The organism is Actinacidiphila rubida, assembly GCF_900110255.1.
Classification (GTDB): Bacteria; Actinomycetota; Actinomycetes; order Streptomycetales; family Streptomycetaceae; genus Actinacidiphila; species Actinacidiphila rubida.
The window spans coordinates 1-25832 of record NZ_FODD01000068.1; the positions used below are offsets into that span (position 1 = coordinate 1).

Here is a 25832-nt window from a genome sequence, read left to right on the forward strand (position 1 = left end):
CGATTCGTACGCGCCACCGCCGCCTGGATCGAAGGCGCCACCGAGCAGACCGCCCTGTGGGACATCGGCGCCGTCCTGAGCACCACAGCCGACACCGCCGGCAACGACCTCATGCGTGACGTCCTGCTCCAGCTACCGCCCGGCTACGACAACCTCTTCGGACCACCCCACCACCCCACCCACCCCTGACACACCACCCCGCCTGCGACCAGCCCCACAGGAGACACGCCGCCATGACCTGGCACCAGCTCGTCCAGCAGGTCCGCCACCACGGCCACTACACCACCGACCAGGAAGCCGAAAACGTCCTGCACGCCGTCCTGGCCGCCCTCGGCGCACAACTCGTCGGCGAGGAGCGCTGCGATCTGGCCGCCACCCTGCCCGAACCAGCCCGCACCACCTTCGCCCAGCAAATCCCCCTCACCCAGCCCTTGACCGCCCCGGCCTTCGTCGGCACCATCGCCCACACCCTGGACACCACCCCGGCGCAAGCCCGCTGGCACACCACCTCCGCCCTCACCGCCCTCACCGCCCTCACCGGCCAGCCCCTCACCGACCGCCTCCTGGCCCAACTCCCCCGCGGTTACGCCCTCCTGTTCTGCCGCCCCGAACTCACCACCGCCGCCTGACCAGCCGAACACCCCCCGCGGCAAGCCAAAGAGCCTTCCACCACGCCACACTGCGCTGCTCCGAGGGCGCCCCTCAGAAGTGGTTGGTGTTCCCCGTCGGGTTGCGTCGTTCGAGCTGATTCAGCACTTGACGCTGCTTCTCGGAGTCGGTGAGGCCCTCCGGCAGGTCGAGTTCGCCGGTACCCTCGTGGTGAATCAGGTGATGGGCACAAGTCGAGGTGCCTGCATACTGCGTGACGGCGGCGTTCCAGACGCCCTCGCGGACACAGGGGGCGCAGTATCCGAGCGGTGGGACGAAGTCGACCTTGTTTCTGTCCATACCGAAACGATACGGGCGCGCTCGAACCGGCGTTCACGCTTCGCCGCAGTGACGTGAGCAGGTACCGCGGCCAGTGGATTTCGACACGCTGCTGCGCGCCCACCATCACCTGGTCGCCGACGGCGGCAGGCTCGCGCTCGTCGTCGCCCAGCGGCCCATGGCCCGGATCCTGGAGATCACCAGCGTAGACACGATGATTCCCCTCTACCCCACAGTGACTCAAGCCCTGAACTCTTGACGCCGTCGCCGTGCGGCCGCTCCGGCGTCGCCGGTGCCTGGGCAGCTCGTACACCACCCACGCCCGGTGTCGTGTGACCCGCCGCCCACGCTGTGGACGACGGGTCACACGACGTCCCGAGCGCGGTCAGCTGAGCTGGCCGGTCGGCACGATCGTGACCTGCTCGAGGTTGACGCGTGGCGGCTGCGAGGCGATGGAACTGCTGTTCCTGCCCGGCACCTACGCGCCTTGCCCGACCTGCCAGGGCGCCCGGTACAACGCCGAAACGCTGGAAGTCACCTACCGCGGCAAGAACATCGCGGAAGTGCTGGGGCTGTCCGTCGACGCCGCCGCCACGTTCCTGTCCGGCGTCCCGGCCGCCTCGCGCAGTCTGGAGACGTTGCGCGAGGTGGGACTGGGGTACCTGCAGTTGGGGCAGCCCGCGACGGAACTCAGCGGTGGTGAGGCGCAACGCATCAAACTTGCCACCGAACTTCAGCGAGCCCGCCGCGGGCACGCGCTCTACCTGCTCGACGAGCCGACGGCGGGACTGCACCCCTCGGACATCGCGCTGCTGCGGCAGCTGCACCGGCTCGTCGACGCCGGCAACACGGTCGTCCTCGTCGAGCACGACCTCGACACGATCGCCACCGCAGACTGGGTCATCGACCTCGGGCCGGGCGGCGGTGACGCGGGGGGCGGGTGGTCGCGGCAGGACCGCCGGCCAAGATAGCCAGGGCTCGCCGGAGCTCCACCGCGCCCTATCTCGCGGCCCGGCTCGCTCGCTCCTGACGACGGCGCGAGGGGCTGAGCACCGGTCAGCCGGGTTCGGGGCGCGGGGTCGTGCCCTTCGCCTTGCTGCGTCCCAGCTTGTGGCAGGTGTCGCTCGCGAGGTGTCCCGTCTGCACCTATTCCACGATGAGTTCGGCGACGTGGCGCATCTTGATGTCAGTGTGCGAGGCGGGCAACAGCCACAGCGCGGTGCGAGCTTGATCGCCTACGTCGGCAATACGGGCGTGCCGCCGCCGGGCCTGTCGCCCGGCGTACTGAAGACCCTTCAATCGGGGGTCGGTATCCGCAGCTCGTCGGCCGGGGTTGCCGCCGCGGGCACGGTTCGTTGCTGCCGCGTGCGATTCAGCGGATGACGGCGGTCACGGCATCGGTGGCGGCGCAGGCGAGGGCGCGAATGCCGGCGAAAACGGCGGCCGTCCGGACGGCAAGAAGACCGGGCAGCAGGGCGGACCGCTACTTTGACAGAGAGGGTAGGGCGGGCCGTCCGGTGTCAGGGCGTGGGACAGGTGCTCGCGCGTGGTCGCGGCGTCTCGCCAGAGCAAGGTGGCGGGGGCGGTGTAGCCGAAGGTGCCGCGCAGGCAGTCGTCGAGGGCGGCGAGGCATCCGTCGGAGTAGCCGCCGGGGCCGTTGACCGCCTCGCCGAGCGCCAGGTAGAGGGCTGGTTCGTCGGTGATGTACCGGCCGTCGAGTTCGTAGGCGTGACCGGCTGGCCGGTCACGGTGGGATCGTCGGCAGGCCCGCTCGCGTACAAGGTCATGCCAGGCCCCGCGGCGGCGGGTGTCGAGGCCGGCCCAGGTGTTCACGGCGGCCGATGGTCCAGCGAGCCATCGCTCCCAGATCGACCGGGCGTATTTGGGGACGGGTGTGAAGCGGCCCCCGTCGAGCTCAAGGTCGATCAGGCCCGTCCCGTAGGAGGATAGGCGCCAGGCATCGATCGCTTCACCCTCGACGCCGGTGAGCTCGGCGCGCTGCGGCCGGTCCAAGCCGAGGAGGCGCGCGCGGCGCTCGATGATGCGCAGCGCACGGTCGATCGCGGCGAGGTTGCCGTCCCTGACGGCCTGCCGGTAGGCGACGAAGAGCAGGCGGTCCAGGCGCGCGTTCCCCACCTCGCGCAGGTCCTCGGTCTTCTCCTCCGGTTCGGTGCGGCGCTCCTTGAGGGCTCGCGGACGTCCTTGCACGCGGCCTGGATGGGCTGGGTGTCGCCTGGTGGCACCTGGCCCTTGCGATACCGACCGATGCCGGCGCCGTCACTTGGCGGACAGGCCGTAGAACGTATTCGTCAGCCGCCGGCTCCGAGAGGGCATACGTAAGCCTTGGGAATCCAGAGTCTTACATCACCTTCGATATCACGGTCGGACAACAACGATTTGCAAGGCAGGCCTGGAGTCGAAATGAAACAACTCACGAGTGCGCCGCCTGGATTTGGCCAGAATCAAAGGCCGGACCGTACCCGTCCTTGAGGTCGAGGACACCCGCCTTGAAACAAAAACGAAATGTCGTACCGTCGATTGAGGTCTGATCATCTTCATAGTAGAAGCACTCGTCACCGGGCGGATCCGGGAGGTAATTGGGAATATTGTCCGACGACAGGGACGGGTCGAGGTGCGAGCGGAGTGCTTTTTCCGAGGTACCTATTTTTGCCGCGTTGTAGTCACGGATAGAAATGAATCCCTTGTTCTCGGACGCCTGGAATCGAAAAACCCCGTACACTGCGGCGGCCGTCAGCACAAGGGATATGATGGTCTTGTTGCGCCGCCTAACAGTACTGACCATCAACAAACCCACCCAGGTCGACATGCGAACAACAACCCACACCCATTTCCTTACTGTGAGGTATGCAGGGTCTACCGTAGTCGTCCGCCCGCGCCAAGACACGTGGCGCGGGCGGACGACTTCACGCTAGGAGTTCAGATGGGGCGCCTTACTGTCCTGCGTTGACGGTGAAGGTCGACGACTGCCCGAAGATCCAGTAATTCTGCGCGAGGCCCGTGTCGTCACTCAGTCCGATGGTCTTGCCTTTGCCTGTGAGCCACTGAATCAGGAGGTAACTGCTCATCTGGTAGTCCAGGGCGTTGGCGGCGCCAGCGGACTCCATCAGTTTGAACCAGTTGAGGTGGTCCGAGGCTCCCGGGGAGATCGACCCCGCAGGATTGACGGCAGGGTCGTCCTCCTTGCGCGCCTTCATTGTGGGTAGCCAGATTCGGCTGGACTCACGGGCCTCGCCGGTTCGATGTGTTCGCTTGTCGGGATCGCCTACAGCACGATGTCGTCCACGGTGAAGATCATGGTGCGGAAGGGAGCGAGTTCTTGGAGCCGCGCGGCGTACGGGTCCTGGCGGCCGGGCCATATCCGCGCGAGCAGCTGCCAGGTGACGCGCCCGAGCAGCGGCACACCCTCGTCCAGCGCGGGGCCAAGGCGGAATCTGTGCTCCGTGCCGACCTCCTTCCGGCCGTACTGGAACCTCCAGCCGCCCAGTGGCGTGCTTTGCGATCCGTCCGGGTCGGACACGATCCCGTCCAGGGTGATCAACTCGACGACGATGACGCTCACGCGGGGATTCCCCTCGTTTCAGTGCTCACCCGTGCGTACCGGCCGCACCGTCCGGACTCATCGCTCCGGGCAGAATTCGCAGGGAGGAATCTCGCGTGGCAGCTCGAAGACGTCGAAGATGCGCGGATCGGCGAAGACGAAGTCGTGTGGGCCCGCCCTGCACTGACGCTGAGGACCTGCAGGGTGTGCACACGATGGCCACCGCCGGACCGTGGCGTGTAGGCGGCGAGCGCGGGCTGCCCGTTGGCGGTCGGCGCCCGCATCGCTCAGCCGGTGCTCGCCGGGCTGCTGACGTCAGCCCGGCATAGGGCTCTTTGTGGGCCGGGCGGCGCGAAGCGGTGCGCACGGGTGGTTGCCGTTCTGGACGAACGCCTGGTTGAACGGGTGGTTGCCGAGCGCGGTGACAGCGTCGAGCCGGTAAGAAGTCCGGAAGTCCTTGCTGCTGTATACGGACTGGTACGTGATCTCCAGCGCGAGGCGATTCGCGATGAGCCACAAGTCCGCGTGCCGTTCATCGTGGTGGTCCACGCCCACCAGCAACCGCGAGGCGCCAGCGGACAGAATCTGAGGTGTCGGTTCATCTCCGCGGTCTTGAGGGGCTCCTGCACCTCGTTGCGTATTTCCTCCACGGGCTCCCCTCCCCCGTGGCCGAGGTGGTGGCGAACACGGTCTGCGGCGGCACCCGGAACGACACGTCGTCCAGCGCGGTGAGTGTGCCGAACGTCTTGCTCAGCCGCTCCACCGTGATGGCTTCACCGCCCTCACCCACGCCTTCCATCGTGCCTCGCCCCTCCCTGCCCTGCGCCCCCCGGCAGCCCGCACCGCGCGCGCCGGACCCGCGCCCGGGATGAACCCGGGGGCGGGGCCGGCGGTCGTGCGTGCCCTTTGCGGTCAGGGCCTCAACTGCAGTTGTGGGCGTCGCTGGTGGCCGACCCGACGATCACGTCGGCCGTCGTGCCGCCCAGCAGGGACGGGACGAGGAGGTGCACGGCGTTCACCGTGGTCCCGAAGTCCGCGCCCGGCACGGGCGTCTGCTCGTTCACCACCAGCCGGGCACCGCCCGGCAGGCCGATCACGCTGTTCGGCGCGGTCGGGACGGTCACCGGCACGCCGGCGATCGTCAGGGTGAGCGTGGCCGAGCCGTGCGTGGTGGTGCAGCTGCTGACCGAGGTGGCGGTCAGCCCGGAGATGCCGATGACCGGCAGTCCCGGCAGGCCGATGGTGGCGTTCTGCACCGTGGCCGTCGCCGTGGACGTGCCGGGTGCCAGCGTGGTGGTCACGTTGGCGCACAGCCCGTTCGCGGACAGCAGCAGGGCGTTGACGGTCACCGAGCACGGCGTGGTGGTGCTGGACGCGTGCGCGGTGCGGATCGGGCCGGTGTCGGGCTGCGGCGGGATCGTCAGGGGCGCCAGCAGCAGGTTGACGTTCGCGGACAGGCCGAACGAGCGGCCGGTGTAGTACTCGAGCCGTACGGTCGCCGACGCGCTCGACGGCAGGTAGTAGCCGTCGCCCGCGAAGGTCACCGCGACGGGCACGGTCGCCGTGTCGTTCAGCGGCTGGTCGACGAGCTGGATCGTGCAGGACACCGTGCCGTCGCTGCCGGTGGTGCCGGTGCAGTCCTGCTCCGAGGTGCCGGCGCCGAGCGCGATCTTCACGGTGCGGCCCGCGATGCCGGTGGTGCCGTCCTCCTTCAGGACGCCGGACAAGGTGGCGGGCACGCCGTTGGCGACGTGCTTGGGCCCGGTGTAGGCGAGGGTGGTCTCCTCCTTCTTGATGGTGAACGCGGCGGTGTCCGAGCTCGCCAGGTGCGTGCCGTCACCGGCGTAGTCCGCGTGCAGCGTCACGGTGCCCGCCGCGTCGACGGGCGTCAGGCTGCACCCGGCGTTGCCGGAGCCGTCGGTGGTGGCGGTGCAGTGCGCGCCCCCGAGGGTGAACACCACCGGCCCGCCGGACAGCGCCGACCCCCCGCCGGTCAGGTGCGCGGTCGCGGTGAACGCGTCGTGGTAGTCCTGCGACGTGGGGCCGGTGTACGTCAGCGACGTCGGGATCTTGCCGGGTGTCGTCGAGCCGCAGGGGCTGGACTTGACCGACGGCTGCGCCGCGCTCAGCAGGTCCTGCAGCGCGATCGTCGAGCACGCCGACGCGGGCGTCCCGACCTGCACCGGTACCGTCGCCTTCACCGTGATCGTCCTGCTCTGGTGCACGGCGAGGGTGTCGTAGCCGACCGTGAAGGAGTTCGCGTCGGACGTCTGGGACGTGGACCCGGGCGCCGACAGCCCGGTGACCGTATAGCCGTCCGGCAAGGGCCCGTTGACCGTCAGGTTGGCCGCTGCCCCGGTGTCGTCGGAGTTCTGCAGCCGGACGGTGTAGGTGAGGGTCGATCCGATGACCGGGTTGGGGTTGTCCACCGTCTCCGCGGCCGTCACCTGCGGCGGGCACACGTTGTCCTTGCCGCCGATGACGCACATGTCCGCCGCGCAGGTGTGGACGGCGTTGCTGTACTCCTCCTGCACGATGTACGGGTGGCCGTGCAGGTACACGTCGGCACCGGAGTCGTCGCGCGGGGTGAACTTGTACGCGCACTTGTCGCCGATCTCGCCGCCGCTGGGGTCGCCCTTCTGCGTCCAGGACTGGTTGGGATGGGGGTCGGTGACGGCTTCGATCACTTCGTGCGACAGGGTGCTGATCTCGGAGTCCGCGGCCATGTCGCCGTTCGGCGAGCTGCCGCCGACGTCGCAGGACGGGCCGCCGTGGTCGCCGTCGTCGTTGCCCATGAAGGCGTAGATGGCGTCCTTGCCGTTGTCGTCGAAGTGGTCGTGGTACGCGCAGTACGCACCGGTGTGCTTGCCGCCGTCGACGAATGTGCAGCCGTTGGGGGCGTCCGGGGCCGAGCACTGCTGGACGTCGCGCCCGGTGAAGACTGCGACGAGGTGCGTGGAGTCCTCGGCCCACCCCTTGGCCGCCACCGCGTGCGAGACCTCGTCGGTGATGTCGCCCGACGTCAGCGGCCCCGCCATGGTGCCGTCGTGCGGGTACGCCCGGGTGTCGAGGTAACTGCCGCCGAACGACACCGTGTTGGGGATGTGTCCGCTGTCGTCGTAGTACTGCGTCAGCAGGTTGTAGAAGGACGTGTTGCCGGTGTCCTGCACCCACCGCTGCTGCAGGTTCTCGAAGGCGGCGTCACCGTTCGGATCGGCCTCGAAGTGCCGGCCGGACGGCAGCCAGAACACCAGCGAGATGGTGATGCTGTGCATGACCGGGCCGGTGCCGCGGGGCAGGTCGTAGCTCGGGTCGGGCGCGGGTTCGTGCGTGTAGGACGGCGCGACGGTCGGGCCGGCGGCTTTGCCGGTGGCGCTGGGCTTCGCGGTGGGCGTGGTGGTGCTGGGCGTGACGGCCGAGGCGGGCCGCGCCCAGGCGAAGCCGTACTTGCCGTTCGGGCCGGGGCCCGAGGGGGCGGCCGGTGGCGTGGCCGCGGATGCCGATGCGGACGTGGACCGGACGGAGACGTGCGGTGCGGTGGCCTTGGCCGGCTGCACGGACTTCGCGGCGGGGGCCTTCGCGGCGGCGGCCGGCGCGTGGTCCGGTTGCGCCGCCGTCACGGCCGCGGCCGTCCCCTGCAGGCCCAGGACGAGCATGGCCGTGGCGGCCACCCCCGCGCAGAGCCGTGCTCTTAAAAGCAGTTGTGTGCTCATGGTGCTTCTTCCCCTCCCTGCGCCGGCTCCGACGGCACGCGGTCGCGGACGGAGCGAAGCCGGGCGCCGCAACGCTAGGGGTGATGAGGATGTGCGGGGAGGAGTCAATACGTGAAAATTTTGTCATGAACCAGACATAACCTGCCTGCCTGGGGGAACCTGTTCGCGCACCCGGCCGTCCAACCAGCGCACCTACCCTCCCCCTGCCGGGCCGCCGACTGATACGGAGATCCCGATGGCCACATCCCGCTCGTCCCTGCCGGGTGCGTGGGCAGTCGGCGTCGCCGCGGTGGCGCTCGCTTTGTCCGGCTGCACGTCGTCCGGTGGCTCGGACGGAGGCGGGACGCCGTCGGGGGCGGCCTCTCCTACGGCATCGGTCAGCGCGACGGGCAGCGCGTCCGCGCCGGGCACGAGAAGCCCGGCGGGTGGCGGTGCCGGCACCGTCTCGCTGACCCTCGCGGCGAACGGGACGACCGTCCGCCTCAGGATCGGACAGCACGTCCACGTCGCGCTGGCCACGTCCTACTGGACGTTCCGTCTCCCGGACGCCCCGGCCGTCCTCCACCAGGACGCGACGGGTTCGGCGAATCCGTCGCCCTCCGTGAGCTGCGCGGCGCCCCTGGCTGAATCGGGCGGTTGCGGTGACCGCACCGCGGACTACACCGCGACGGCGGCGGGCACGTCGCTCATCGTGGCAACCCGCACGATCTGCGGCGAGGCGATGCGCTGCACGGCCGCGAGCGGGCACTTCCAAGTGCGGGCCGTCGTCGGCTGACCTCCGCCCCGCCGGCGGGGCACGCCGGCAACGCCGGTGACGGGACACGACGGGCCCCGCATCACCACGGCGAACCGCCCACCGGGAACGGCGAGTTCGAGGCAGGACGTGCCCCCGCAGGGGCGCGCGGAAGGCCGCGACCAGCCGGCAGCCGCCGACGATGACGGAGCCGGCTTCGGGGTGGCGCCCTGGGCGGACCCGTGCGAGTACAACCCCAGCCACGCCCCCACGATCACGACCGACAGCCGCTCCCACCAGCGCGCCCACTCACACGGGTACAGGCGCACGGATACATGCGCGGCGTCTCGGCCGAGAGGAGGTGCTGCCTGCGCACGCCCGGATGCTGGAGAACATGCTCCACATCCAGCCCAGCGGGGCCTGACCAGTGGCCGCCTGCGCCCCGTACACAGGCCGAGGCCGACAAGGGGGCCGGCCCCCACCGGTGCGGTGGGGGCCTTCTGGTGGAGCGCCAGCCCGGACTCGAACCAAGACCTCCCGCCAGGAAGGCGGGCGTGCTGCTTGCACTACTGGCGCGAGTGGCCGCCTGCACAGTGCACAGGTCAGCCAGCCACGGAAGACGCTACACATCCCCCTTGCCATCCGCTCGTCACGTTGCGCCCTCCGGGTGAGAGAGGCAGAGGAGTGCTCGCCCCTCCGGTCCTGCCGTCGTGGAGCGCGAGGCGGGGCGCGAAGCCGGTCTGCCGGTCGGCTCTCCTGCTGGGGCACTGACCGAAGAGCGGCGTGATGCGCCGGAGGCCATCGACCCGTCGTGGCGCTCCACCTCACCCCGCGGAGCCTGACAAGCGGCCTCCAGCACCCGTACGCAGGCCGACAAGGGGCGGCGCCAACTGGCCCCGGCCGCCCGCCAGTTCCACGCCCGCGAAGGACGCTCCACGTCCCCAGCAAGCACATCGAGGACGTCGACGGAGGCCGCACCGACTAGGCCAGTTCACCGACAACGCCCGCCGCCGAGCCGACAAATTCACCGCGGAGCGGCGCAAGAAGCTGACCGGCCTGGGGATGCACTGGGCAGGGCAGGGGGCGTGACGAGCACGCACCACGACCTCTTGAGTGCCTGTCTCTGGACCCCCGGCAAGACCGGGTTCGGCAGCTTGATAGCAGGTGGACCGAGGGTGGACCTGCTGACCGTCAGCACCAGGTGATCAAGCTGCCTTGACTCTTCGGGGTGCTCTGGGTGGCGCTGACCACCCCTCGGGCCACACCGGCCGCAGAGAGTTCCGTTCGGGGAACGGTCACCGTGGCCGTTCCCCGAGTGCTTGCGCGATGCTCCCGTTCCAGATCGGCGGCTCTTGACCTGGTGATTCAGGGTTCAGAAGCAGGCACGTGAATGCCCTTACCAGGCACGTCCCTTGGGGTTGGGCTTGTCACCTGGGCGCTTGCCGTGGTCTTTGCACGGGCGCTTGCCGGGACGATTGCCGTGGTCCTTGCCCTGTTCCTTGTGGAGAACGAAGGTGACCTGGGTCTCCACGTGTTCCTCGACGTTCACCGGGCCGATGCAGGGCTTCCTGGGGAGGGCGTAGCCCTCGGGGACGCCGACGATGCAGACGTCGTACGTGCCCGGGGGCAGGTCCTCGACGTCGCAGGTGCCGTTGGCGTCGGTGGTGCAGGTGCCCGCGGTCTCGCCGGCCGCGTCGGTGATCCTCACCTCGGTGCCCTCGACGCGGTTGCGTGTCTTCTTATCGATGACCTTCGAGATGATCGAGCCGCCGGTGGACTCAAAGTTCAGACAGACCCTCGCGTGGTCGACCGTGGCGCAGATCGACTCGGGCCGGGGCTGGCCGGCGGGCCAGGTGGTGGTGGCGTGCAGCGATGCGTCGGTGGTCACCTGATCAGGTGTCAGGATGCCTGGATCGGCGGTGAACGTGGTCAGCACCGGGTGGAAGAAGGGCCCAGCCTGCGGGTGCCCGCTGGAGTCGTTCTGCAGGCTGGCGGTGATCTGTGCCTGCTGTCCGGCTGCGATCCCGGCGGGCTCGGAGTGGATCGTCAGGACCAGCCAGGGCTGGAACCCGACCTGGTCGTCCGCGGTCCCGGCCACGTGGTCGCAGCCGTCGCCGTTCGGCATGTCGTTGCAGCCCCACCAGTTGAACCGCGCATCAACGTCCGCGGCCCGGTCGTCGTCGACCAGACCCTGTCCGGAGCCGCTGTCGACGATCCGGTTGTACCGGGCCGTCATCGGCCCGGAGTAGGCGCCCTGTGCGACGAAGATGCCGGAGCCGCCCGATCCGGTGATGGTGTTCTGCGTGATGGTGGTATCTGAGCTGGGTGTTTGCTGACCGCGCGGGGTGAAGCCGATGGCGTCGTGACCGGAGTCGACGATGCGGTTGCGCAGCACGGTGACGCCGCTGCTGTTGGAGATTTCGACGCCGAACCGGTCGGTGAACGTTCCGGTCCGCTCGATGGTGTTGTCCGCGATCGTAATGCCGGTGTTCGTCACTGCGGCGAAGCCGGTGAACAGCAGAACGCCGCCGCGGGTCTTGTCGGCGATCGTGTTGTGCGTGATGTCGATGTCGTGGCAGGCGCCGGACACTTGGACACCGCTCCAGCCGCCGATCATGCTGTTCCGGGTGACGACGGCGTCCGAGACGACGACGAGTGTGATCGGGAACTCGCCGTCCATGTCGTTGTCCGCGATGGTGATGTTCCGTGTTGCGCCCGGGACTTCACCGCCGGCGATGTTGATCGGTGCGTTGCCGTTGTCGTGGAACGTGCTGTGCGCGAACGTCGCGTTCGCCAGTGGTCGATAGGTGAAGACCCCGTTGCCCTGCGCCCCGGGGTGGCGGGTGGCGTTGTTGTTGCCGATGAACAGGTTCTGCTGGAAGACCGAGGGGATCGCGCCGTTGGAGGACGGGGCGAATCCCTTGAGATTGTTCGAGAAGATGTCGTTCTCGACCTCGTAGCCGCTGAAGTTCTCGCTGGTGGTCACCCCCGCGCCGTCGGCGTTCCCGGTGAAGGTGAAACCGTCGATGGACACGCCGTTGGCCTGTGCGATCCACATGTCCTGCTGGATCGGGGTGTTGAGCGTGGTCGTGATGACCGTCTCACCCGGGCCTCCAGAGGTGCGGGTGCGGGCGTCCACTCCGGCCTGGGCACCCTCGAGACGCAGGTCGGCCTTCCGGATGACCAGAGGAGAGGTCATGACGTAGGTACCGGCCTGCACCCTGATGGTGTCTCCGGGGGCCGCCTGGTCGTAGGCGAACGGAACAGACGCACAGGGTACGGCGGCCGAGCCGCACCCCGGCGTGTCGTTCCCGGTGGCCGCGACGTTGAGGACGGTCGCGGCGGCGGCCGGAGGCGCGACTCCCAGCACTGGGCCTGCCCCGCCGAGCAGGGCCGCCAGCCAGTAGGCAAGCCATCGTCTGTTCATCAAGGGAAACCTTCCCGGCGATAGTCACACTACGCATTGGTTCGTAGCGGAGAGTAATGGAAGGTAACACGGTCTCCACCGGTGGGATCGCGACGCGCAGGAGCCCGTCGGCCCGGGGTCGCCCCCACGGTGTACGCAGGAGTGCTCTCCGCCCAAGCCCGCAGCACGGCAACCTCCCCGCGAACTGCCTGCTGACAGCACACCGCTATGCCACCCTGCCCGGCGTGACCCGCGAACGGTCAGGCGCCAACGCCCTCAGCACTCCGGCCTGGACCCGCACACCTCTGCCCGGGGCCGCAGAGCGCCCGGAGGCCGGCCACCGCGTCGTCCCCGTTCGTCGCCGAGCTGCTCGGTGACCTTCATCGATGGCCCTGTCGGTCTGCGCCGGCTCAGGCGCAGAAAAGCGGCTCGACCTGGGCGGTGTCCTCGGTCCCGCGGTAGTGGGTGATCAGGCCGTCCCGGAAGGTGAACCAATGGTGCAGGTCCATGGCCACACTCCGACCGCTGGCTCGGTGGTGAGCCTTCAGCCGCACCACGGCCATGACGTCCGCCTCATTCGCTGCGAACGCCACCGGAGTGAACTCCTCGACCTCCATGGCCGAGCCGAACTGCTCGAAGAAGAGGCCCACCTCGGACTTGCCCGAGCGCACGCCGTACCACGGCGCGGCCGTCGATGCCGCCTCCGCCGCCCAGTCCACGTCGTCGCTCAACGCGTTCAGAATGCTCTGCACGTCGCCGCGTCCGAACGCCCCGTAGATCGACTTGATGGTGGCGACGTTGGTGTCCGCGCTCATGGCCTGCCTCCACTTTGTTGACACACGCGTGCCGTAGCCCTCGTGGCTTCACGGTATGAGTCGACCGGTCGCCGGGGCCGGTGCTCCGCGCGTGTCGCGGACCAGGCACTCGAACAGGCCATCTCCACACCGCGCCTTCCCGCTCTTGGGCGCAGGCTCAAACAGATGGAGGACCGACCGGATGTGATCAGGCCGGTCTGGCGAGTTGGTGGATGCGCCGCACCCGTCCGTCGTCGGCGACCTCGCCCATCAGGATCCAGTCCATCCGCACGCTGCCGAGGTTGCGGTGCTCGGCGACGAGTCGGCAGCGGGCCGCGAACCGGTGGCCGTCGACGAGGAGTTCATCGATCGTCAGCTCGCCGGCGGTGACGTTCTTGCGGGTCGGGGCCGCGTGGGCGATCAGCTGGTTCCGGGTGAGAGCGTTGCCGTCGGTGACCCACACCACGTCGGCGGTCATGGCGCGGTCCACGATCAGGGCCGGGTCCTCCTCGGACTGGGCGATGTCGCGCGTGTAGTCGATCAGCAGGCGGCGGGCCGCCTGTTCGGTTACCTCGGCTGTCTGTGGCATGTCCGTCATCGTCGGAGCACCCTGCTAAAGTTGTCAACCGTGTCAGAGATAAGGCGTCGCCGCCAGCGGGTGGAGGTCTCGCGCAACCGCGCGACTCTGCTCTCGGCTGCGATACAGGTCCTGTCCTCACGCCCCGAAGCGGGCATGGCCGAGATCGCCGCCGCAGCCGGGTTGACCCGGCAGACGGCGTACGTGCACTTCGGCACGCGGGAGGCACTGCTGTCGGCGGTCCGCGACGAGCTCAGTCGCCGGGCGATCGCCGTGCTGGAGGCCGCCGACGTCCAGGCCGGCACCGCCACCGAGGCACTCGACAGGTTCCTCACCGCTGTCGGCACCCTGCTGGCCGAGCAAGCCGTACTGGCCGCCCTGGCCGAACATGAACCCGCCTGGGAGGCGGACGCCGCCCGCCACGTTCCGGTCCAGCAGATGCTGGAATCCGTCATCCAACGCGGCCGCGAGGGCGGTGAGTTCACCACCGCACTGGACATCGGATGGCTGGTGACGGCGACGGTCGCTCTCGGACACGCCGCCAACCAGCGGGTCCGCGCCGGCCTCGTCGACGCCCCCACCGCTGCAGCCCAGTTCCGCACCTCCGTGATGCTGCTCCACGGCGCCGGCGGCGGGACCCGCCTCAGGGACTGACGCACGTAGCCGAGGTGGCCGCGGCCCTTCGCGCGGACTCCGGCGGTACGGCGCGCAGGCCCTTGCGCTTCCGGCCGCCGTACGCGGGCGGCTGGGCGCCGTGGCGGACGGCCCGGGCCGTCCGGTTGATGGGCGGGCGCCGTACGGGGCCGGCGCCCGCCGGAAGGCACGGCCGCTGTCCGGAAGCAGCTAGCGGCCGGTGCCTGCGTAGTCGGGTGCGCAGTCGTCGACGTTGCTGATGACCACGCACGCCTTGAAGAGGCTGATCGGGTTGCTCCGGATGTCGGCGGTCTCCTATCCCACGTCGGCCGGCATGCCCAGGTGGTTACCGCCGGGTCCGTGGCGAGGCAGAGCGTGGAAAGCGACGGCTAGCTGCGTGTTCGCACCGTGCGTGTGGCGCATGCCCAAAAAGTGACACTTACCAATCCGGACATGCCCGCGGCCTTCTGCCCTCACAGGGCAGCTTCGCATTCACGGGAGGAGCGGGGGGCCCACGAAAAGGCTGAGCCAGTCGCGGTAGGCCGATGCGAAGGGCTCGGCGCCGTGGCCGTCGCGGCGGGCGGCCGCCATCAGCCAGTGGCATGTCTGCCGGGCCCGGGCGACGACATGATCGGGATAGCCGAACCGCACCCGGTGTTCGGCGAACTCGTCCTCGTCCTTGCTGTAGGCGGTGCCGCCCCGGGGCCGCACGACATCGAGATCGAGGTCGACGGCGTGCAGGACCGTCCGGTCGGCGTTCCACTCGGGCACGGTGCAGATGTCGCCGTACAGCTCGGGTCCCGGGTCCGCGCAGAACGTGGCGATCCACCACTGACCGCGGGGAATCACCATCACGTGGGGAAACCGGTTCGGCCAGCCGCCGGCGTCCGACTGGACGGGGACCCCCTGCGCCGTGCCCAGCCACACCCCGTGCTCGTCCTGGCCCAGACGGCCGGCTGTCCACCGTCCGCTCAGCGCGCCGTCGTACTTGCGTACCTCGACCAGGACGGAGCGGCGGTCTGCGATCACCCTCATGACGCTAACGCGCAGAGCACCCCTGAGGAACCCGTGCGGCCTGGACCGGCGGCGGCCGCCGGGATCACGAATGTGTCACGGGCGGTCAGGTGTGCAGCAGTGTGGGGGTGTTCGCCGTCTGGTGGGGTGGAGACAGTGAGGGATGGCGCGAACAGGGGGTGGGAATGCGTCCCGACGACGTGGCGGAGTTCAGCGCGTTCGTGAGGGCGAGATCGGGGGCGCTGTTCCGAACGGCGGTGCTGCTGACGGGAGATCGGGGCCAGGCCGAGGACCTGGTGCAGTCGACGCTGGAGCGCCTGTGCCGCCACTGGCGGACGGTGAGCCGTGCCCAGGCGCCCGAGGCGTACGCGCGGCGGGTCCTGGTGAACCTGGTGTACGACCGGCATCGGCTGCGGCGCCGCGCCGGGACCGAGGTGCTGCTGGGCGACAGCGGCCCGCCGTCGCCGGGGTCCGACGCCTACCAGCAGATCCTGTCCCGCGACGAGTTGATGCGGGGCCTGCGGGCCCTGCCGGTCAGCATGCGGACCGTCCTGGTCCTGCGCTACTTCGAGGACCTGGCCGACACGGAGATCGCCGCCCTGCTGGGGATCCGCGAGAGCACGGTGCGCTCGCAGGCCGCCCGGGGGCTGGGCAAGCTGCGGGCCCGGGCCGGCGACAAGGCCGCCGGCCCGACCCGGGGAGGTACCCGATGACAGCGGAGCGCGAGGACGCGATGGACGACGTGAGCGCGGCGCACGACGCCGCCGCAGGGCCCCGGCTGGAGGCGGAACTCACCGCGGTGATGGCCGAGTTCGCCGGCTGCGAGCAGCCGCCGCATTTCGATCCGGTGGCGATCGCGAGGGCGGCCGGAGCCTGGCGGCGCTCGCGGTTCGCCCTCGCTGTGGGGGCGGTGGTGGCCGCGGCCGCGTCGACGGCGGTGATCGTGCTCGGCACGGGCGGCGGTCACCGCGACCGGCCGCTGCCGCCGGCGACCCTCGCCCCGACGCGTCCGGTGGTGCCGTCCGCGCCGATCGGCGCGGACGCCGTGGTGCGCGGGCTGTTTCCCGCGGCGACGATGTACCAGCACCCCTCGGTGCGCGGGCAGGTCGACCTCACGACGGTCCGTGCACTGTTCTCCGATTCCGCCGCGTTCACCCGGGTCTGGGGCGACGGCGGGCTCGGGGTCACCTGCGGCGAGCGGGCCGACGGCGTCCTGGCCGCCGATCCGGGGAACGTCCTGTTCTACCGCGGCACGACCCTGCTGGACCGGCAGGCGTCCCTGGCCCTGGATCCGGTCACCGGCCGGATCACCGCGATCAGTTGCACCGCACGCGGGGGTGAGCCCGGTGATCCGGCGGTGGCCGGCCACTACGGGCACCCGGCAGGTGGCGGCAAGGGCGGCACGGACTGCGGCCGTCCTGCCCCCGTGACATGGCTTGCCGACGAGCCGGCGTCGGGGACCGTCGTGCACGGCTGGACCGTGACGCTGGACGGCGCGGCGCCGTTCCAGCTCACCGTCGACGACGTCACGGGCGGGGTGAGCGCCGTCTGTTCGTGACGCGGCCGCCGCCGCGCCGGCCGGGCCCCCGGTCGGCGCGGCTGGTCGGTCCGGACCGGCGCGACCGCGCCGGAGCGCAGGCGCGGCCGCGAGAGAGGGGTCGTCGAGAGGGTCTCGCGCAGGTTCGGCACGACCTGTCGCCGATCCACTGCCCGGCCGAACGGGCGTCGCCGAACGGCATGTTCGCGGGGCGTGGTTGTGGGTCGGAAGGCGCCGGTGCCGTGGGGGGCGCCCCGTCCGGTGGGGCTGTCCCCTCCGGTGCGGGCGTGGCACCACTGCGTGGGAGCGAGCAGGCACTCAGCTGCTCGACGGCCTGGATGAGGCTGCGCTGGCGACCGTGCCGTGCCGCCCGTACGAACGGGCTCTGGAACTCGGCCCGACCGGCAGGCGGCGACGCCGTGCGGTGATCCAGCTGGCCGGTTCGCTGCGGAATCTCGGCCGGCCCGAGGAGTCCGTGGGCTCTGCTGACCGCCGAACGCGGCGTGAGTGCCGACCCGTTGGACGACGCGGTCGTGCGGTCCTCGCGCCGGCCCCGGCCGACGTCGGCCCGGTCCGTGAAGGCGACGGTGTCGCGCTCGCCGCGCTCCCCCCGCACCTGCCCCGCTACCAGCGCTCGATGCCAGCTATGCCCCGGTGCGTTTCAGCCGCCCTTGCCCCGGGGGTGTGCGCGGGCGCGGTGGCCCAGGGCGAACTTGAGGGGGACCAGCACGAGCCAGGTCCACAGTGCCGCTTTCGGGGAGGCGAAGGCGATCGGCACCGTGGCGCCGAAGACCGCAGCGGTCACGAGCAGGTCGGTGACGATGTCCAGATCGCCGGAGCTGGTTGCGGTCGTCTCGTGGCGGCCCGCCCCCTCGGCCCGCCGTTCGCGGCGGATGACCTGGATCACCGCCAGTTGCAGCAGGTCGATGAGGGCGACGGTGCCTGCGTAGAGGGCCACGGCCAGGGGCTGGGAGCCGTATTCCGACAACAAGGTGGTGGGGAAGGGCAGCAGCGCGATGGCGCCCAGCCCGGCGAGCGTGAGCCGGAGCGCCGGTCCTTCCACCCGGCGGGCGATCTGCAGCATCCGCCGGTGGTCGCGCCAGAAGGCGGCGAGGATGGTGAAGCTCAGCGCGTAGGCGCCGATGTGGGGCAGCAGGTCGTGCAGCATGCTGCGGAATTCGGCGGGGTTCAGACCGCTGGTGACATGGATGTCGAGCACCAGCAGCGTCATCGCGATGGCGAAGATCCCGTCGGACAGCGCGATCAGCCGCGCCAGGTTGCGGCTTTCGGGATCCTCGACGCTCACGCTCATGGGCAAAGCCTGGCCGACCACCGCGGGGGCACCCGCCGATTACGCTTTCGGCGGGCACGCCGCCGCCCGCCACCGCGGGGCGCGCCGGGCGGCCGGCCGCGGCGCTGAACGTCCTTCCCGTTATCCGGCCCCCGCGCCAGACAGGTGTCGAAACGCCCTTGCCCGGCAGCGGCCGCCCCGAGCGGGTCATACACCGCGGCGGCTGCCGCGCCGATACCGGGCCCGCCCAGCCCGCCGGCACCAGCCGGACCCGGGCCGCGCTCGGCCGTCAGCCCCGGAGGCGTTGCGGGCGGCGAAGCCCCTGTCTCCAGGCGTCCTGCGGCCTCACCGGGACAGGGCAGTCATCAGCGTGCGCATGGTGGCGACAAGGGCCGGGCGGAAGGCGTTCAGGCGGGGCGGCTTCTGCGGGTAGCCATCTGCGTCCGGGGGCGGGGCCCCGCCCGGTCCGCTCCACTGTTCAGCAACGCTGAGGGCAATGGTGAGGACCGCGCCGCCGTGACGGACGGTCAGGGTCTCGTCGCCGTCGTCGTCGGTGAGCAGGTAGGCGCTGTCCCCGAGACCGGGCACAGGAACGCTGGCCTGGGCTCTGCTCGAGGTCACGATGCCCGACGGATCGACGACCGCCATCCACGGCGCATTCTGCCCCAAGGGGTGAGGGCCGCCGAGGTCGTCGAATTCAGGGGCCGGGTCGGTCTTCTTGTGCAGCTGCACCGTGACGACGGCGTTGTAGAGGACCGCCCACTTGGCTCCGACGGAGCCTTGCGCGTCGAGTGTGCACTGGGCCAGGTCGAGCGCGGGGCCGGTCCGTATGGCAGCCGGGGCCGCCGCGAAGTGCTCGGTGGCGAAGGAGTCGGTCAGTGGTTTGAGGTTGTCGCCGCTGCAGGGGCTTTCCGAGAGCGTGTAGTGGTGAAGATCGGGACGGGATGCCTGTCCGTACCCGGTGAGGTGGAGTACCAGCGCCCCCGCAGCCGAGGTCGCTATGACGGCTCCGACGACCCATCTCCACGGCCATCCGCCTCGGTTGGCCGGCGCTGTACCGACCGTGTCGGCGAAAGCACCGGCGCCCCAGCGGTTCTCGGGCCCGTCGCCCATTTCCGGCTCCGAGATCACCGTTGCCCGCCCCCATGTCTCGCTGTCGATCCCGCAGTGAATCCCGCGCCGGCCCAACCGTCAAGGAAACCAGCCCAGCGACGCCGGCTCCGGGGGCCGACCCGGTCGTCCGGCCGGACGGTGTCCGTGGGCGACGGGCAGCGTCCTGCTCTTTTCCGGGTCCTCCGGGCCGCGCAGGGTTCTTGGGGGCGCGGAGGCGGCACCCCCGCAGGTGCCGTAACGAATCGGCAACGACCGCGCGGTGGTTGCCACCATGTAGGCCCGCGTCGTCGTCAGGTCTGCGAAACCCGCAAGCGGACCCGCCCCGAACCGGCCCCGGGCCAGAACGCCCGCTCCCCGGCCACCGCGAACCGCCGCCCCGCCGCACCACCGGACCGCCGCACCCGGCAGATCAGAGGTACCGCCTATGTCCCCGACGGCCGAAGAGGCCAAGGTCACCTTCGACGCGTTCGTCACGACACGCGGCCCCACCCTTTTACGGACGGCCTTCCTGCTCACCCGCGACTGGGGCAAGGCGGAGGACCTCCTGCAGACCGCCCTCGCCAAGGCCTACCCGCGCTGGAAGCAGATCGAGGAGTTCCCGGAACCCTACGTACGGCGCATCCTCGTCACCTCCTACGCCACCTGGTGGCGGCGGCGCTGGCGGCACGAACTACCCAGCGGTGACTTCTGGGACGGCGAACGCCTGCCGGCCGTCGAGGACTTCGCCGAACGCTACGCCACCCGCGCGCTGGTCCTGCGGCTCATCGGTGAACTCTCGCCCGCCCAGCAGGCGGTCGTCGTGCTCCGCTACTACGAGGGGCTGTCCGTCGCCGAGACCGCCTACTGCCTCAACCGCTCGGTGGACACCGTCAAGACCCAGTCCTCGCGCGCGCTGGCGAAACTGCGGGCGCACCCTGAGCTGCTCAAGGCGTTCACCGGCGCCGCGAGCTGACCCGGCCCCCTTCCCACGACCGCGGAAAAGAGTCCATCACCGCCATGAACACCACGCACCACGCGGACGACCTCGAAAACCGCCTGCCCGGCCTGCTGGCCGACGCCGCGGCAGACCCACCGGGCAACCCCCGCCGGCTCGCCCAGGTGCAGCTGCGCGCGTCCCGGCGCCGCCGCACCCACAGGGCGGGCGCGGCGAGCGCCCTGGCCGTCGTGGCCGTGGCCGCAGCCATGACGCCGGCCCTCCTCGACCAGGGCGCCCACCCCGCCGGAGCGCCCAGCCAGGCCGGCCGGACCGGCCGGGCAACCGCCACGCCGACACCGGCGGCCACCCCCAAGACCACCTCCCCGGCCACGGCCGACGGCCACTACCCGGCACTGTTCTCCGTGCCCAACACCACCTTGTCCACCAGTCTCGCCATCGCCTACGGAACCGGTCCGGGAACCAAACAGGTGACGATCCCCGACGGCAGCAGGATCGGCGCCGTCGAACTGCGCTGCGTGGGCAAGGGCGCCATCGGCGTCGACGACCACGGCACGCTCGGCAGCGACCTGTCCGTCCCCCCGCGACCCTCCACCCCCAACTGCGCGGCAGGGTTGAGCGCCGAGGCCGACCTCGTCGCCGAAGGCGTCCGCTCCGGCCCCAACACGGTGGTCGCACCCGGCACACCGGTCACCATGACGGTCCGCACGACCGGGAACGTGCGCTGGTGGCTCGTCGTCGGCCGGGTGGGCGGCCAGTCCCGCTCCGGAGTCCCCGACCCGGACACGCTCACACTCGGGCCCGCACCCGCCGAGCAGCACCTGGCCGGCCGCACCACCGCCGCCGGCCTCCTCTACCAGTGCGGGCAGCGCAAGGAGCAGGTCCGGATCGCGTTCGCCGTCTCCGGCACACCCGTGCACGCCGTGCTGCACTGCGATGCCGGAACGACCTACGTCATCACCTTCTCCGCCCCGCTCCACCTGACGGCGCCCGTCAAGGACCCGCTCATTCGCCTGGTTGGCAGCCCCTCCTCTCCCGACGACTACTGGGCCGCCCTCCTCACCCCCAGCGGCCTGGCCGCCTGGTCGGCGATTCCCGGCGTCATCCACGCCCACCTCCCCCTCTGAGCGCACGGTTCGCGGTTGACGACGCCGGTCGCCGCCGCCCACCCGTCCCCCGCGGCCAGGTGATCCAATGTGGTCATTCGTGTGGCGCAGCGCGGCGCGCGTCGGCTTGTGTGAACAGGCCGCGCCCGATTGTCTGCCTCGCGTCAGCCAGCACGTCCGCTGTCGGCCAGCACATCCGCTGGCCGGCGTCGGCTACCTCGGGAGTCACCGTGCGCGCACGAAGCCTGTCTGTCGCGGCCGCAGCCACTGCGCTCGTCCTGGTCCAGCCGGGCCTCGCCGTCGCGGCCGACGACCCCTCCACCACCATCACGTACAACGTCACCTCGGGCGCGTTGACGATGTCGGTACCGGTCAGCGTCGCCCTCGGCTCGGGAGCGCCCGGCACCACGATCAGCGGGGCGCTCGGTCCCGTGACCGTCACCGACGACCGTGCCCTGGCCTCGGCCAGTTGGACGGTGACCGCGGCGGAGACGGACTTCGCCAGCGGTCCCTCGACGATCCCCGCCACCAGCGCCGGCTACGATCCCGGGTCGATCACGACGACCGGTACCATCACCGCCACCACAACGCCCGTGACGCTGAGCAACTCCGCGCAGACGGTGGTCACCGGAAGCGCCGGGGTCGGAGACAACACCGCGACCTGGAACCCGACCGTCACCGTTCACGTGCCCGCCGCCGCCGTCGGCGGGGCCTACACCGGAACGCTGACCCAATCCGTTGCCTGACGCACTGAAGGGCGCGCGCCGGTACTGGGTTGTGCTGCTGGCGCTGGCCTTCGTCCAGGCGGCCGCGATGACCCCGGCCACCGGAGCGACGCCGGCGGCCGCGATGACCCCGGCGGCGGGGACGCCCGAGCCGTCCTCCCCCGCCCACCCGGCCGGGAGCAGGACCATCGGCATCAAGCTGCTCGACGCCCCGGAAAGCCGCCGTGCCGATCCCCGGGCACACGCCTACATCATCGACCACCTCGCGCCCGGCTCGACCATCGAGCGGCGGGTGGAGGTCACCAACGAGTCGTCCACACCGATCCACGTCAACGTCTACGCCGCGGCGGCCGCCATCGCCAACGGCACGTTCACCTTCGCGCCGCAGCGCACCCCCGACGAACTGACCGGCTGGACCTCACTCGACACCGCGGACCTCGAGCTGGCGGCCTCCGAAACAGCACGGGTACACGCCACCATCCAGGTGCCCAGGGACGCCGCCGCCGGGGAGCGGTACGGCGTCATCTGGGCGCAGACGGGCATCGGCACGGACCGCTCGCACACGCTGACGATGCTGGGCCGGGTGGGCGTCCGCATGTACATCGACGTCGGTCCCGGTGGTGAGCCACCCTCGGACTTCACGATCGGGCGGCTCTCTGTGTCCCGGGCCCGCGACGGGCGGGCGGAGGTCCGCGCCCGGATCCAGAACACGGGGGGCCGCGCCCTGGACATCAACGGGGCGCTCGCCCTCTCCGACGGGCCGGCCGGGCTGCGCGCCGGACCGTTCCCGGCCGCCGAGACGGACACCGCACTGGCTCCGGGTGACCATGCGGAGGCGGTCGTCCCGCTGGACGCACAACTGCCGGCCGGCCCCTGGACCGTGGCGCTCACGTTCAACAGCGGCCTGGTCGAGCGCACCACACGCGCCACCATCACCTTCCCGGCGGCTTCCGGTGGCGCCGGAACGGTCGCCGCGGCGGCCGTCGGGCAAGGGCGCTTCCCCAGCCCTGTGGTCGCCGGGCTCTCCGTCCTCGTCCTCGCCGCCGTGTGCCTTCCGCTGTCCACGTTCCTGCGGCGCCGCCGGTGACCACTCCCAGCCCAGGGTCGCCCCCGCAGCCGGTTGATCCGCTCCATGGGCGACATATGACGGGTCGTCATCGAGCGTGCCGCCGGCCCCTTTTCGCGGCGGCGCCGGCGTTCCGCGCGCCGAGATCCGACTACGGCTTGTCATCGACGGTTGGGAAGTGGAGATGTCGCTGTTCAGGCAGGGGAAAGGGCGGGCTGGAGCAAGCCCCGGCACGGGAGGTAGGCACGGCATGTTTCGCTTGCGGCTGAGGGCGCGGGCCCGCAGGACGGGGAAGGTCACGATGGCCCGGCTGGCCGTCCTGGCGATCGTCGTGGCCACGGCCTCGACCGCCACGGTCCAGCGCTCCTACGTCAACGACGGGACGGCGCCGGTGATGGACACCTTCACCGCCACCGCTCTCACCGCACCCGGCGGCACCGCCGCCACCCACCCCGGCGGCACCGCCGCCACCGCCGGCACCGCCGATACCGGCCTCACCTTTACCGTCGTTCCGGTCCGCCGGCCCTCCCTGACCATCGCCAAGACGCACGCGGGCACCTTCGTCCAGGGCCAGGACGGCGTGTACACGATCACGGTGGGCGACGCCACCACCGCCGCCGCCCCCACCAACGGCACCACGGTCACCGTCCACGACGTCCTCCCCGCGGGTCTTCGGGCCGACAGGATCACCGGCCGGGGATGGCGCTGCACGCCGGCCACCCTCACCTGCACCCGCGGCGACGTCCTGCCCGCCGGGCACCACTACCCGCCCGTCACCTTGAAGGTCGGCATCTCCTGCAACGCCCGTGCGCGGGTCACCAACACCGCCACCGTCACCGGAGGCGGTGACCCCGCCACCCGCACCGCCACCGACACCACCACGATCAGGCACCACGGGCACGACCGCGACGGGCGTCATGACGGCTGCGATCGCCACGACCACTGACGCTGGTCCGGCGGGAGGTCGAACCGGCGATGCCGCCTCTGGCCACCCACGGGCCGGCCGGCTTCGGCCGGGATGCCGGCGGACCGCTGACGGAGCTGTTCGGCCGGGTCACCCGGAAGCTGTCACCGAACGGTGCCCAATAGCCGCGGTCGGGCGCACGATTGACCGGTGACGAATCGTGCGGAAGAACTGATCGAGCTCCGGCGGGAGATCCACCGCCGGCCCGAACTCGCCGGCCAGGAGCGGGAGACGGCCGGGCTCGTCGCGGAGCAGCTGCGCGCGGCCGGGCTCGAGGTGACGACCGGTGTCGGCGGTCACGGGGTCCTCGCGGTGCTCGACGGCTCCGCGGACGGCCCGACGGTCGCGTACCGGGCGGACATGGACGCCGTCGACACGCGAACCAGCGTGCTGCCCTTCCCGCGGTCGGGCCGGGCCTTCGACGAGGGCTTCGCCTCCCGCGTCCCCGGCGCCGCGCACCTGTGCGGGCACGACCTGCACACCGCGATCGGCGTCGGCGTGGCCCGGGCGCTCGCTCAGGACGCCGGTGCGGTACGCGGCCGGCTGGTGTTCGTCTTCCAGCCGGCCGAGGAGAACCTGCAGGGCGCCCGCGCGATGCTGGAGACCGGCCTGGTGCACAGGCTCGCGCCGCGCGAGTTCTACGCGCTGCACTGCGGCCCGTTTCCCTCCGGCACCATCGGGGTCTCTCCGGGATACGGCCTGCCCGGCCTCGACCACATCCGGATCACGCTGCCCGGTGGCGACGACGCGGCCGTCACCGCCCTCGCGGCCAGGGTGGCGGAACTGGGCACCGTCGGGTTCCCGCAGAGCATCGCCGAGTACCGCGCGATCTTCCACGCGCTGCTGCAGCCCGAGACCGCCGCGTCGGTCCAGGAATCGGTGTGCGTGGCCCAGTGGAGCGAGCGGACGCCCGACGGGCACCCGGTCGCCAACGTCCTGCTGCGGGCCTGGCCGCAGGAGCGGCTGGCGCAGCTGCGCGCGCGGGTCGGGCAGCTCGCGGCGGCCGCGGGCGGACACGTGGAGTTCCCGGGCGATCCGTTCCCCGCCATGGTGAACTCGGCGGAGCTCAGCACGGCGGCCGGCCGGTACCTGAGCGCGGCCCTGGGGCCCGACTCCGTCGTGTGGGCCCGGGCATCCTGGCCCTTCAACTGCGAGGACTTCGCACTGTTCCTCGACCAGGCGCCGGGCGCGCAGTTCTACCTCGGCGTCGCGGACGCCGAGTCGGGGAGGAACGGCGCGCCGCACACCCCCGACTTCGCCGCCGACTAGCGCGCGATCGGCCACGGCGTGCGGGCCATGACCGGCCTGCTGACCGACCGGCTGGCCGCCGGTCATGGGTGACACGCACGGCAGGTCCTTCTCCCGCGCGGACGTCGGCGCGTGCGCGCCGGCCAGACCCCGAGGTCCGGGACCGGGCGAAGGACACCGGCACCGCCTACGGCATCGAGCACCCTGTGTCCGTCCGCCGGTGCGCTGTGGCTGTGGCTGTGGCGCGAGGTCAGTGCGCTGCGCGTGGCAGGACGAGGATGCGCAGGACACGGTCCAGGCGTTCGGGCGCCCTCCGTCATTGCGGAGGGCGCCCCCTGCGACTCAGGAGCCGGCGGTTACCAGGCGCATGTGTCAGCGCTCGTAATGACGGTAGCTGCCTCCCCGGTCGTCGTGGTCCCGCCGGTCGTGACGGCTCCACTCGTCGTGGTCCCGCCGGTCCTGACGACCGCAGTCCTCGTCCCGCCGGTCGTC

General features: G+C 71.0%; 24 protein-coding genes, 1 tRNA gene and 4 pseudogenes. 15 read left to right on the forward strand and 14 right to left on the reverse strand.

From position 1 onward, the window contains the following. A pseudogene (locus BMW99_RS36740) lies at positions 1 to 189 on the forward strand (DUF2267 domain-containing protein); the annotation flags it as partial. A gap of 44 nt (positions 190 to 233) precedes the next feature. Next, positions 234 to 629, forward strand: a complete 396-nt coding sequence (locus tag BMW99_RS36745) for a DUF2267 domain-containing protein (RefSeq protein ID WP_075018314.1) — start codon at positions 234 to 236, stop codon at positions 627 to 629. Positions 630 to 702: 73 nt separating this feature from the next. Here the strand turns inward: BMW99_RS36745 and BMW99_RS36750 are convergent, their stop codons facing one another. Then, positions 703 to 948, reverse strand: coding sequence for a hypothetical protein (locus BMW99_RS36750; protein ID WP_069463627.1), 246 nt, complete (start codon positions 946 to 948; stop codon positions 703 to 705). Between the two features lie 73 nt (positions 949 to 1021). On the opposite strand from BMW99_RS36750, the gene BMW99_RS41700 reads away from it, so the two are divergent. Further along, a complete protein-coding gene (locus BMW99_RS41700) occupies positions 1022 to 1186 on the forward strand; it encodes an STAS domain-containing protein (RefSeq protein ID WP_176735482.1) in 165 nt (54 codons plus the stop codon). A gap of 187 nt (positions 1187 to 1373) precedes the next feature. After that, a pseudogene (locus BMW99_RS36755) lies at positions 1374 to 1957 on the forward strand (ABC transporter); the annotation flags it as partial. Between the two features lie 359 nt (positions 1958 to 2316). Here the strand turns inward: BMW99_RS36755 and BMW99_RS36760 are convergent. The 6 genes and pseudogenes from BMW99_RS36760 to BMW99_RS36790 form a co-directional block, all read right to left on the reverse strand. Then, a pseudogene (locus BMW99_RS36760) lies at positions 2317 to 2892 on the reverse strand (barstar family protein); the annotation flags it as partial. A 466-nt stretch (positions 2893 to 3358) separates the two neighbouring features. Next, on the reverse strand, positions 3359 to 3754 hold the full coding sequence (locus tag BMW99_RS36765) for a hypothetical protein (protein WP_069463625.1): 396 nt from the start codon (positions 3752 to 3754) through the stop codon (positions 3359 to 3361). Positions 3755 to 3878: 124 nt separating this feature from the next. Then, positions 3879 to 4142 carry a hypothetical protein gene (locus BMW99_RS36770; protein ID WP_069463624.1) on the reverse strand — a complete coding sequence of 88 codons (264 nt, stop codon included), beginning with the start codon at positions 4140 to 4142 and terminating at the stop codon, positions 3879 to 3881. Positions 4143 to 4210: 68 nt separating this feature from the next. Continuing rightward, positions 4211 to 4507: a hypothetical protein gene (locus BMW99_RS36775; RefSeq protein WP_069463623.1), complete on the reverse strand. Its 297-nt coding sequence runs from the start codon at positions 4505 to 4507 to the stop codon at positions 4211 to 4213. A 294-nt stretch (positions 4508 to 4801) separates the two neighbouring features. After that, positions 4802 to 5035: a hypothetical protein gene (locus BMW99_RS36780; protein ID WP_141726138.1), complete on the reverse strand. Its 234-nt coding sequence runs from the start codon at positions 5033 to 5035 to the stop codon at positions 4802 to 4804. Positions 5036 to 5406: 371 nt separating this feature from the next. Then, complete coding sequence (locus BMW99_RS36790; RefSeq protein WP_141726137.1) at positions 5407 to 8199, reverse strand: choice-of-anchor P family protein; 2793 nt, start codon at positions 8197 to 8199, stop codon at positions 5407 to 5409. A 235-nt stretch (positions 8200 to 8434) separates the two neighbouring features. On the opposite strand from BMW99_RS36790, the gene BMW99_RS36795 reads away from it, so the two are divergent. Beyond that, entirely contained in the window at positions 8435 to 8974 is a 540-nt protein-coding gene (locus tag BMW99_RS36795) for a hypothetical protein (RefSeq protein ID WP_069463619.1), read from the forward strand. A gap of 462 nt (positions 8975 to 9436) precedes the next feature. On the opposite strand, the gene BMW99_RS36800 is transcribed toward BMW99_RS36795, so the two are convergent. The 4 genes from BMW99_RS36800 to BMW99_RS41030 all read right to left on the reverse strand — a co-directional run bounded on the left by BMW99_RS36800 (position 9437) and on the right by BMW99_RS41030 (position 13721). Continuing rightward, a tRNA-Gly gene (locus tag BMW99_RS36800) sits at positions 9437 to 9508 on the reverse strand. A gap of 820 nt (positions 9509 to 10328) precedes the next feature. Beyond that, entirely contained in the window at positions 10329 to 12359 is a 2031-nt protein-coding gene (locus BMW99_RS36805) for a right-handed parallel beta-helix repeat-containing protein (protein ID WP_069463618.1), read from the reverse strand. 389 nt (positions 12360 to 12748) lie between these two features. Next, complete coding sequence (locus BMW99_RS36810) at positions 12749 to 13153, reverse strand: nuclear transport factor 2 family protein (protein ID WP_069463617.1); 405 nt, start codon at positions 13151 to 13153, stop codon at positions 12749 to 12751. Positions 13154 to 13340: 187 nt separating this feature from the next. Beyond that, entirely contained in the window at positions 13341 to 13721 is a 381-nt protein-coding gene (locus BMW99_RS41030) for a nuclear transport factor 2 family protein (protein WP_176735480.1), read from the reverse strand. Positions 13722 to 13760: 39 nt separating this feature from the next. On the opposite strand from BMW99_RS41030, the gene BMW99_RS39660 reads away from it, so the two are divergent. Further along, entirely contained in the window at positions 13761 to 14363 is a 603-nt protein-coding gene (locus tag BMW99_RS39660; protein ID WP_176735479.1) for a TetR family transcriptional regulator, read from the forward strand. A gap of 471 nt (positions 14364 to 14834) precedes the next feature. Here the strand turns inward: BMW99_RS39660 and BMW99_RS36825 are convergent, their stop codons facing one another. Further along, positions 14835 to 15371, reverse strand: coding sequence for a DUF402 domain-containing protein (locus BMW99_RS36825; RefSeq protein ID WP_218108414.1), 537 nt, complete (start codon positions 15369 to 15371; stop codon positions 14835 to 14837). 170 nt (positions 15372 to 15541) lie between these two features. On the opposite strand from BMW99_RS36825, the gene BMW99_RS36830 reads away from it, so the two are divergent. From BMW99_RS36830 to BMW99_RS43260, 3 genes and pseudogenes are all read left to right on the forward strand, one after another. Further along, on the forward strand, positions 15542 to 16069 hold the full coding sequence (locus tag BMW99_RS36830; RefSeq protein WP_069463613.1) for a SigE family RNA polymerase sigma factor: 528 nt from the start codon (positions 15542 to 15544) through the stop codon (positions 16067 to 16069). Further along, entirely contained in the window at positions 16066 to 16914 is an 849-nt protein-coding gene (locus BMW99_RS36835) for a hypothetical protein (protein ID WP_069463612.1), read from the forward strand. The genes BMW99_RS36830 and BMW99_RS36835 overlap by 4 nt, the downstream gene beginning before the upstream one ends. Positions 16915 to 17110: 196 nt before the next feature. Beyond that, positions 17111 to 17536, forward strand: a pseudogene (locus tag BMW99_RS43260) (tetratricopeptide repeat protein); the annotation flags it as partial. A gap of 18 nt (positions 17537 to 17554) precedes the next feature. On the opposite strand, the gene BMW99_RS36845 reads toward BMW99_RS43260, so the two are convergent. Then, positions 17555 to 18205: a TMEM175 family protein gene (locus BMW99_RS36845; protein WP_069463611.1), complete on the reverse strand. Its 651-nt coding sequence runs from the start codon at positions 18203 to 18205 to the stop codon at positions 17555 to 17557. A 324-nt stretch (positions 18206 to 18529) separates the two neighbouring features. Next, complete coding sequence (locus BMW99_RS36850) at positions 18530 to 19315, reverse strand: hypothetical protein (RefSeq protein ID WP_075018315.1); 786 nt, start codon at positions 19313 to 19315, stop codon at positions 18530 to 18532. 406 nt (positions 19316 to 19721) lie between these two features. Between BMW99_RS36850 and BMW99_RS36855 the strand changes: the two genes are divergently transcribed. From BMW99_RS36855 to BMW99_RS36885, 6 genes are all read left to right on the forward strand, one after another. After that, the gene (locus BMW99_RS36855) at positions 19722 to 20249 is read left to right on the forward strand and encodes a SigE family RNA polymerase sigma factor (RefSeq protein ID WP_069463609.1); all 528 of its coding nucleotides are present in this window, start codon (positions 19722 to 19724) and stop codon (positions 20247 to 20249) included. A 44-nt stretch (positions 20250 to 20293) separates the two neighbouring features. Further along, positions 20294 to 21358: a hypothetical protein gene (locus BMW99_RS40530; RefSeq protein WP_069463608.1), complete on the forward strand. Its 1065-nt coding sequence runs from the start codon at positions 20294 to 20296 to the stop codon at positions 21356 to 21358. A gap of 209 nt (positions 21359 to 21567) precedes the next feature. Then, positions 21568 to 22083, forward strand: a complete 516-nt coding sequence (locus BMW99_RS36870; protein WP_069463607.1) for a hypothetical protein — start codon at positions 21568 to 21570, stop codon at positions 22081 to 22083. After that, on the forward strand, positions 22076 to 23149 hold the full coding sequence (locus BMW99_RS36875; protein ID WP_218159320.1) for a COG1361 family protein: 1074 nt from the start codon (positions 22076 to 22078) through the stop codon (positions 23147 to 23149). Before BMW99_RS36870 ends, BMW99_RS36875 begins: the two co-directional genes overlap by 8 nt. Positions 23150 to 23378: 229 nt before the next feature. Next, complete coding sequence (locus BMW99_RS36880) at positions 23379 to 24074, forward strand: DUF11 domain-containing protein (RefSeq protein WP_141726134.1); 696 nt, start codon at positions 23379 to 23381, stop codon at positions 24072 to 24074. A gap of 168 nt (positions 24075 to 24242) precedes the next feature. Then, a complete protein-coding gene (locus BMW99_RS36885) occupies positions 24243 to 25361 on the forward strand; it encodes a M20 metallopeptidase family protein (protein ID WP_079138418.1) in 1119 nt (372 codons plus the stop codon). Positions 25362 to 25832 lie beyond the last annotated feature (471 nt).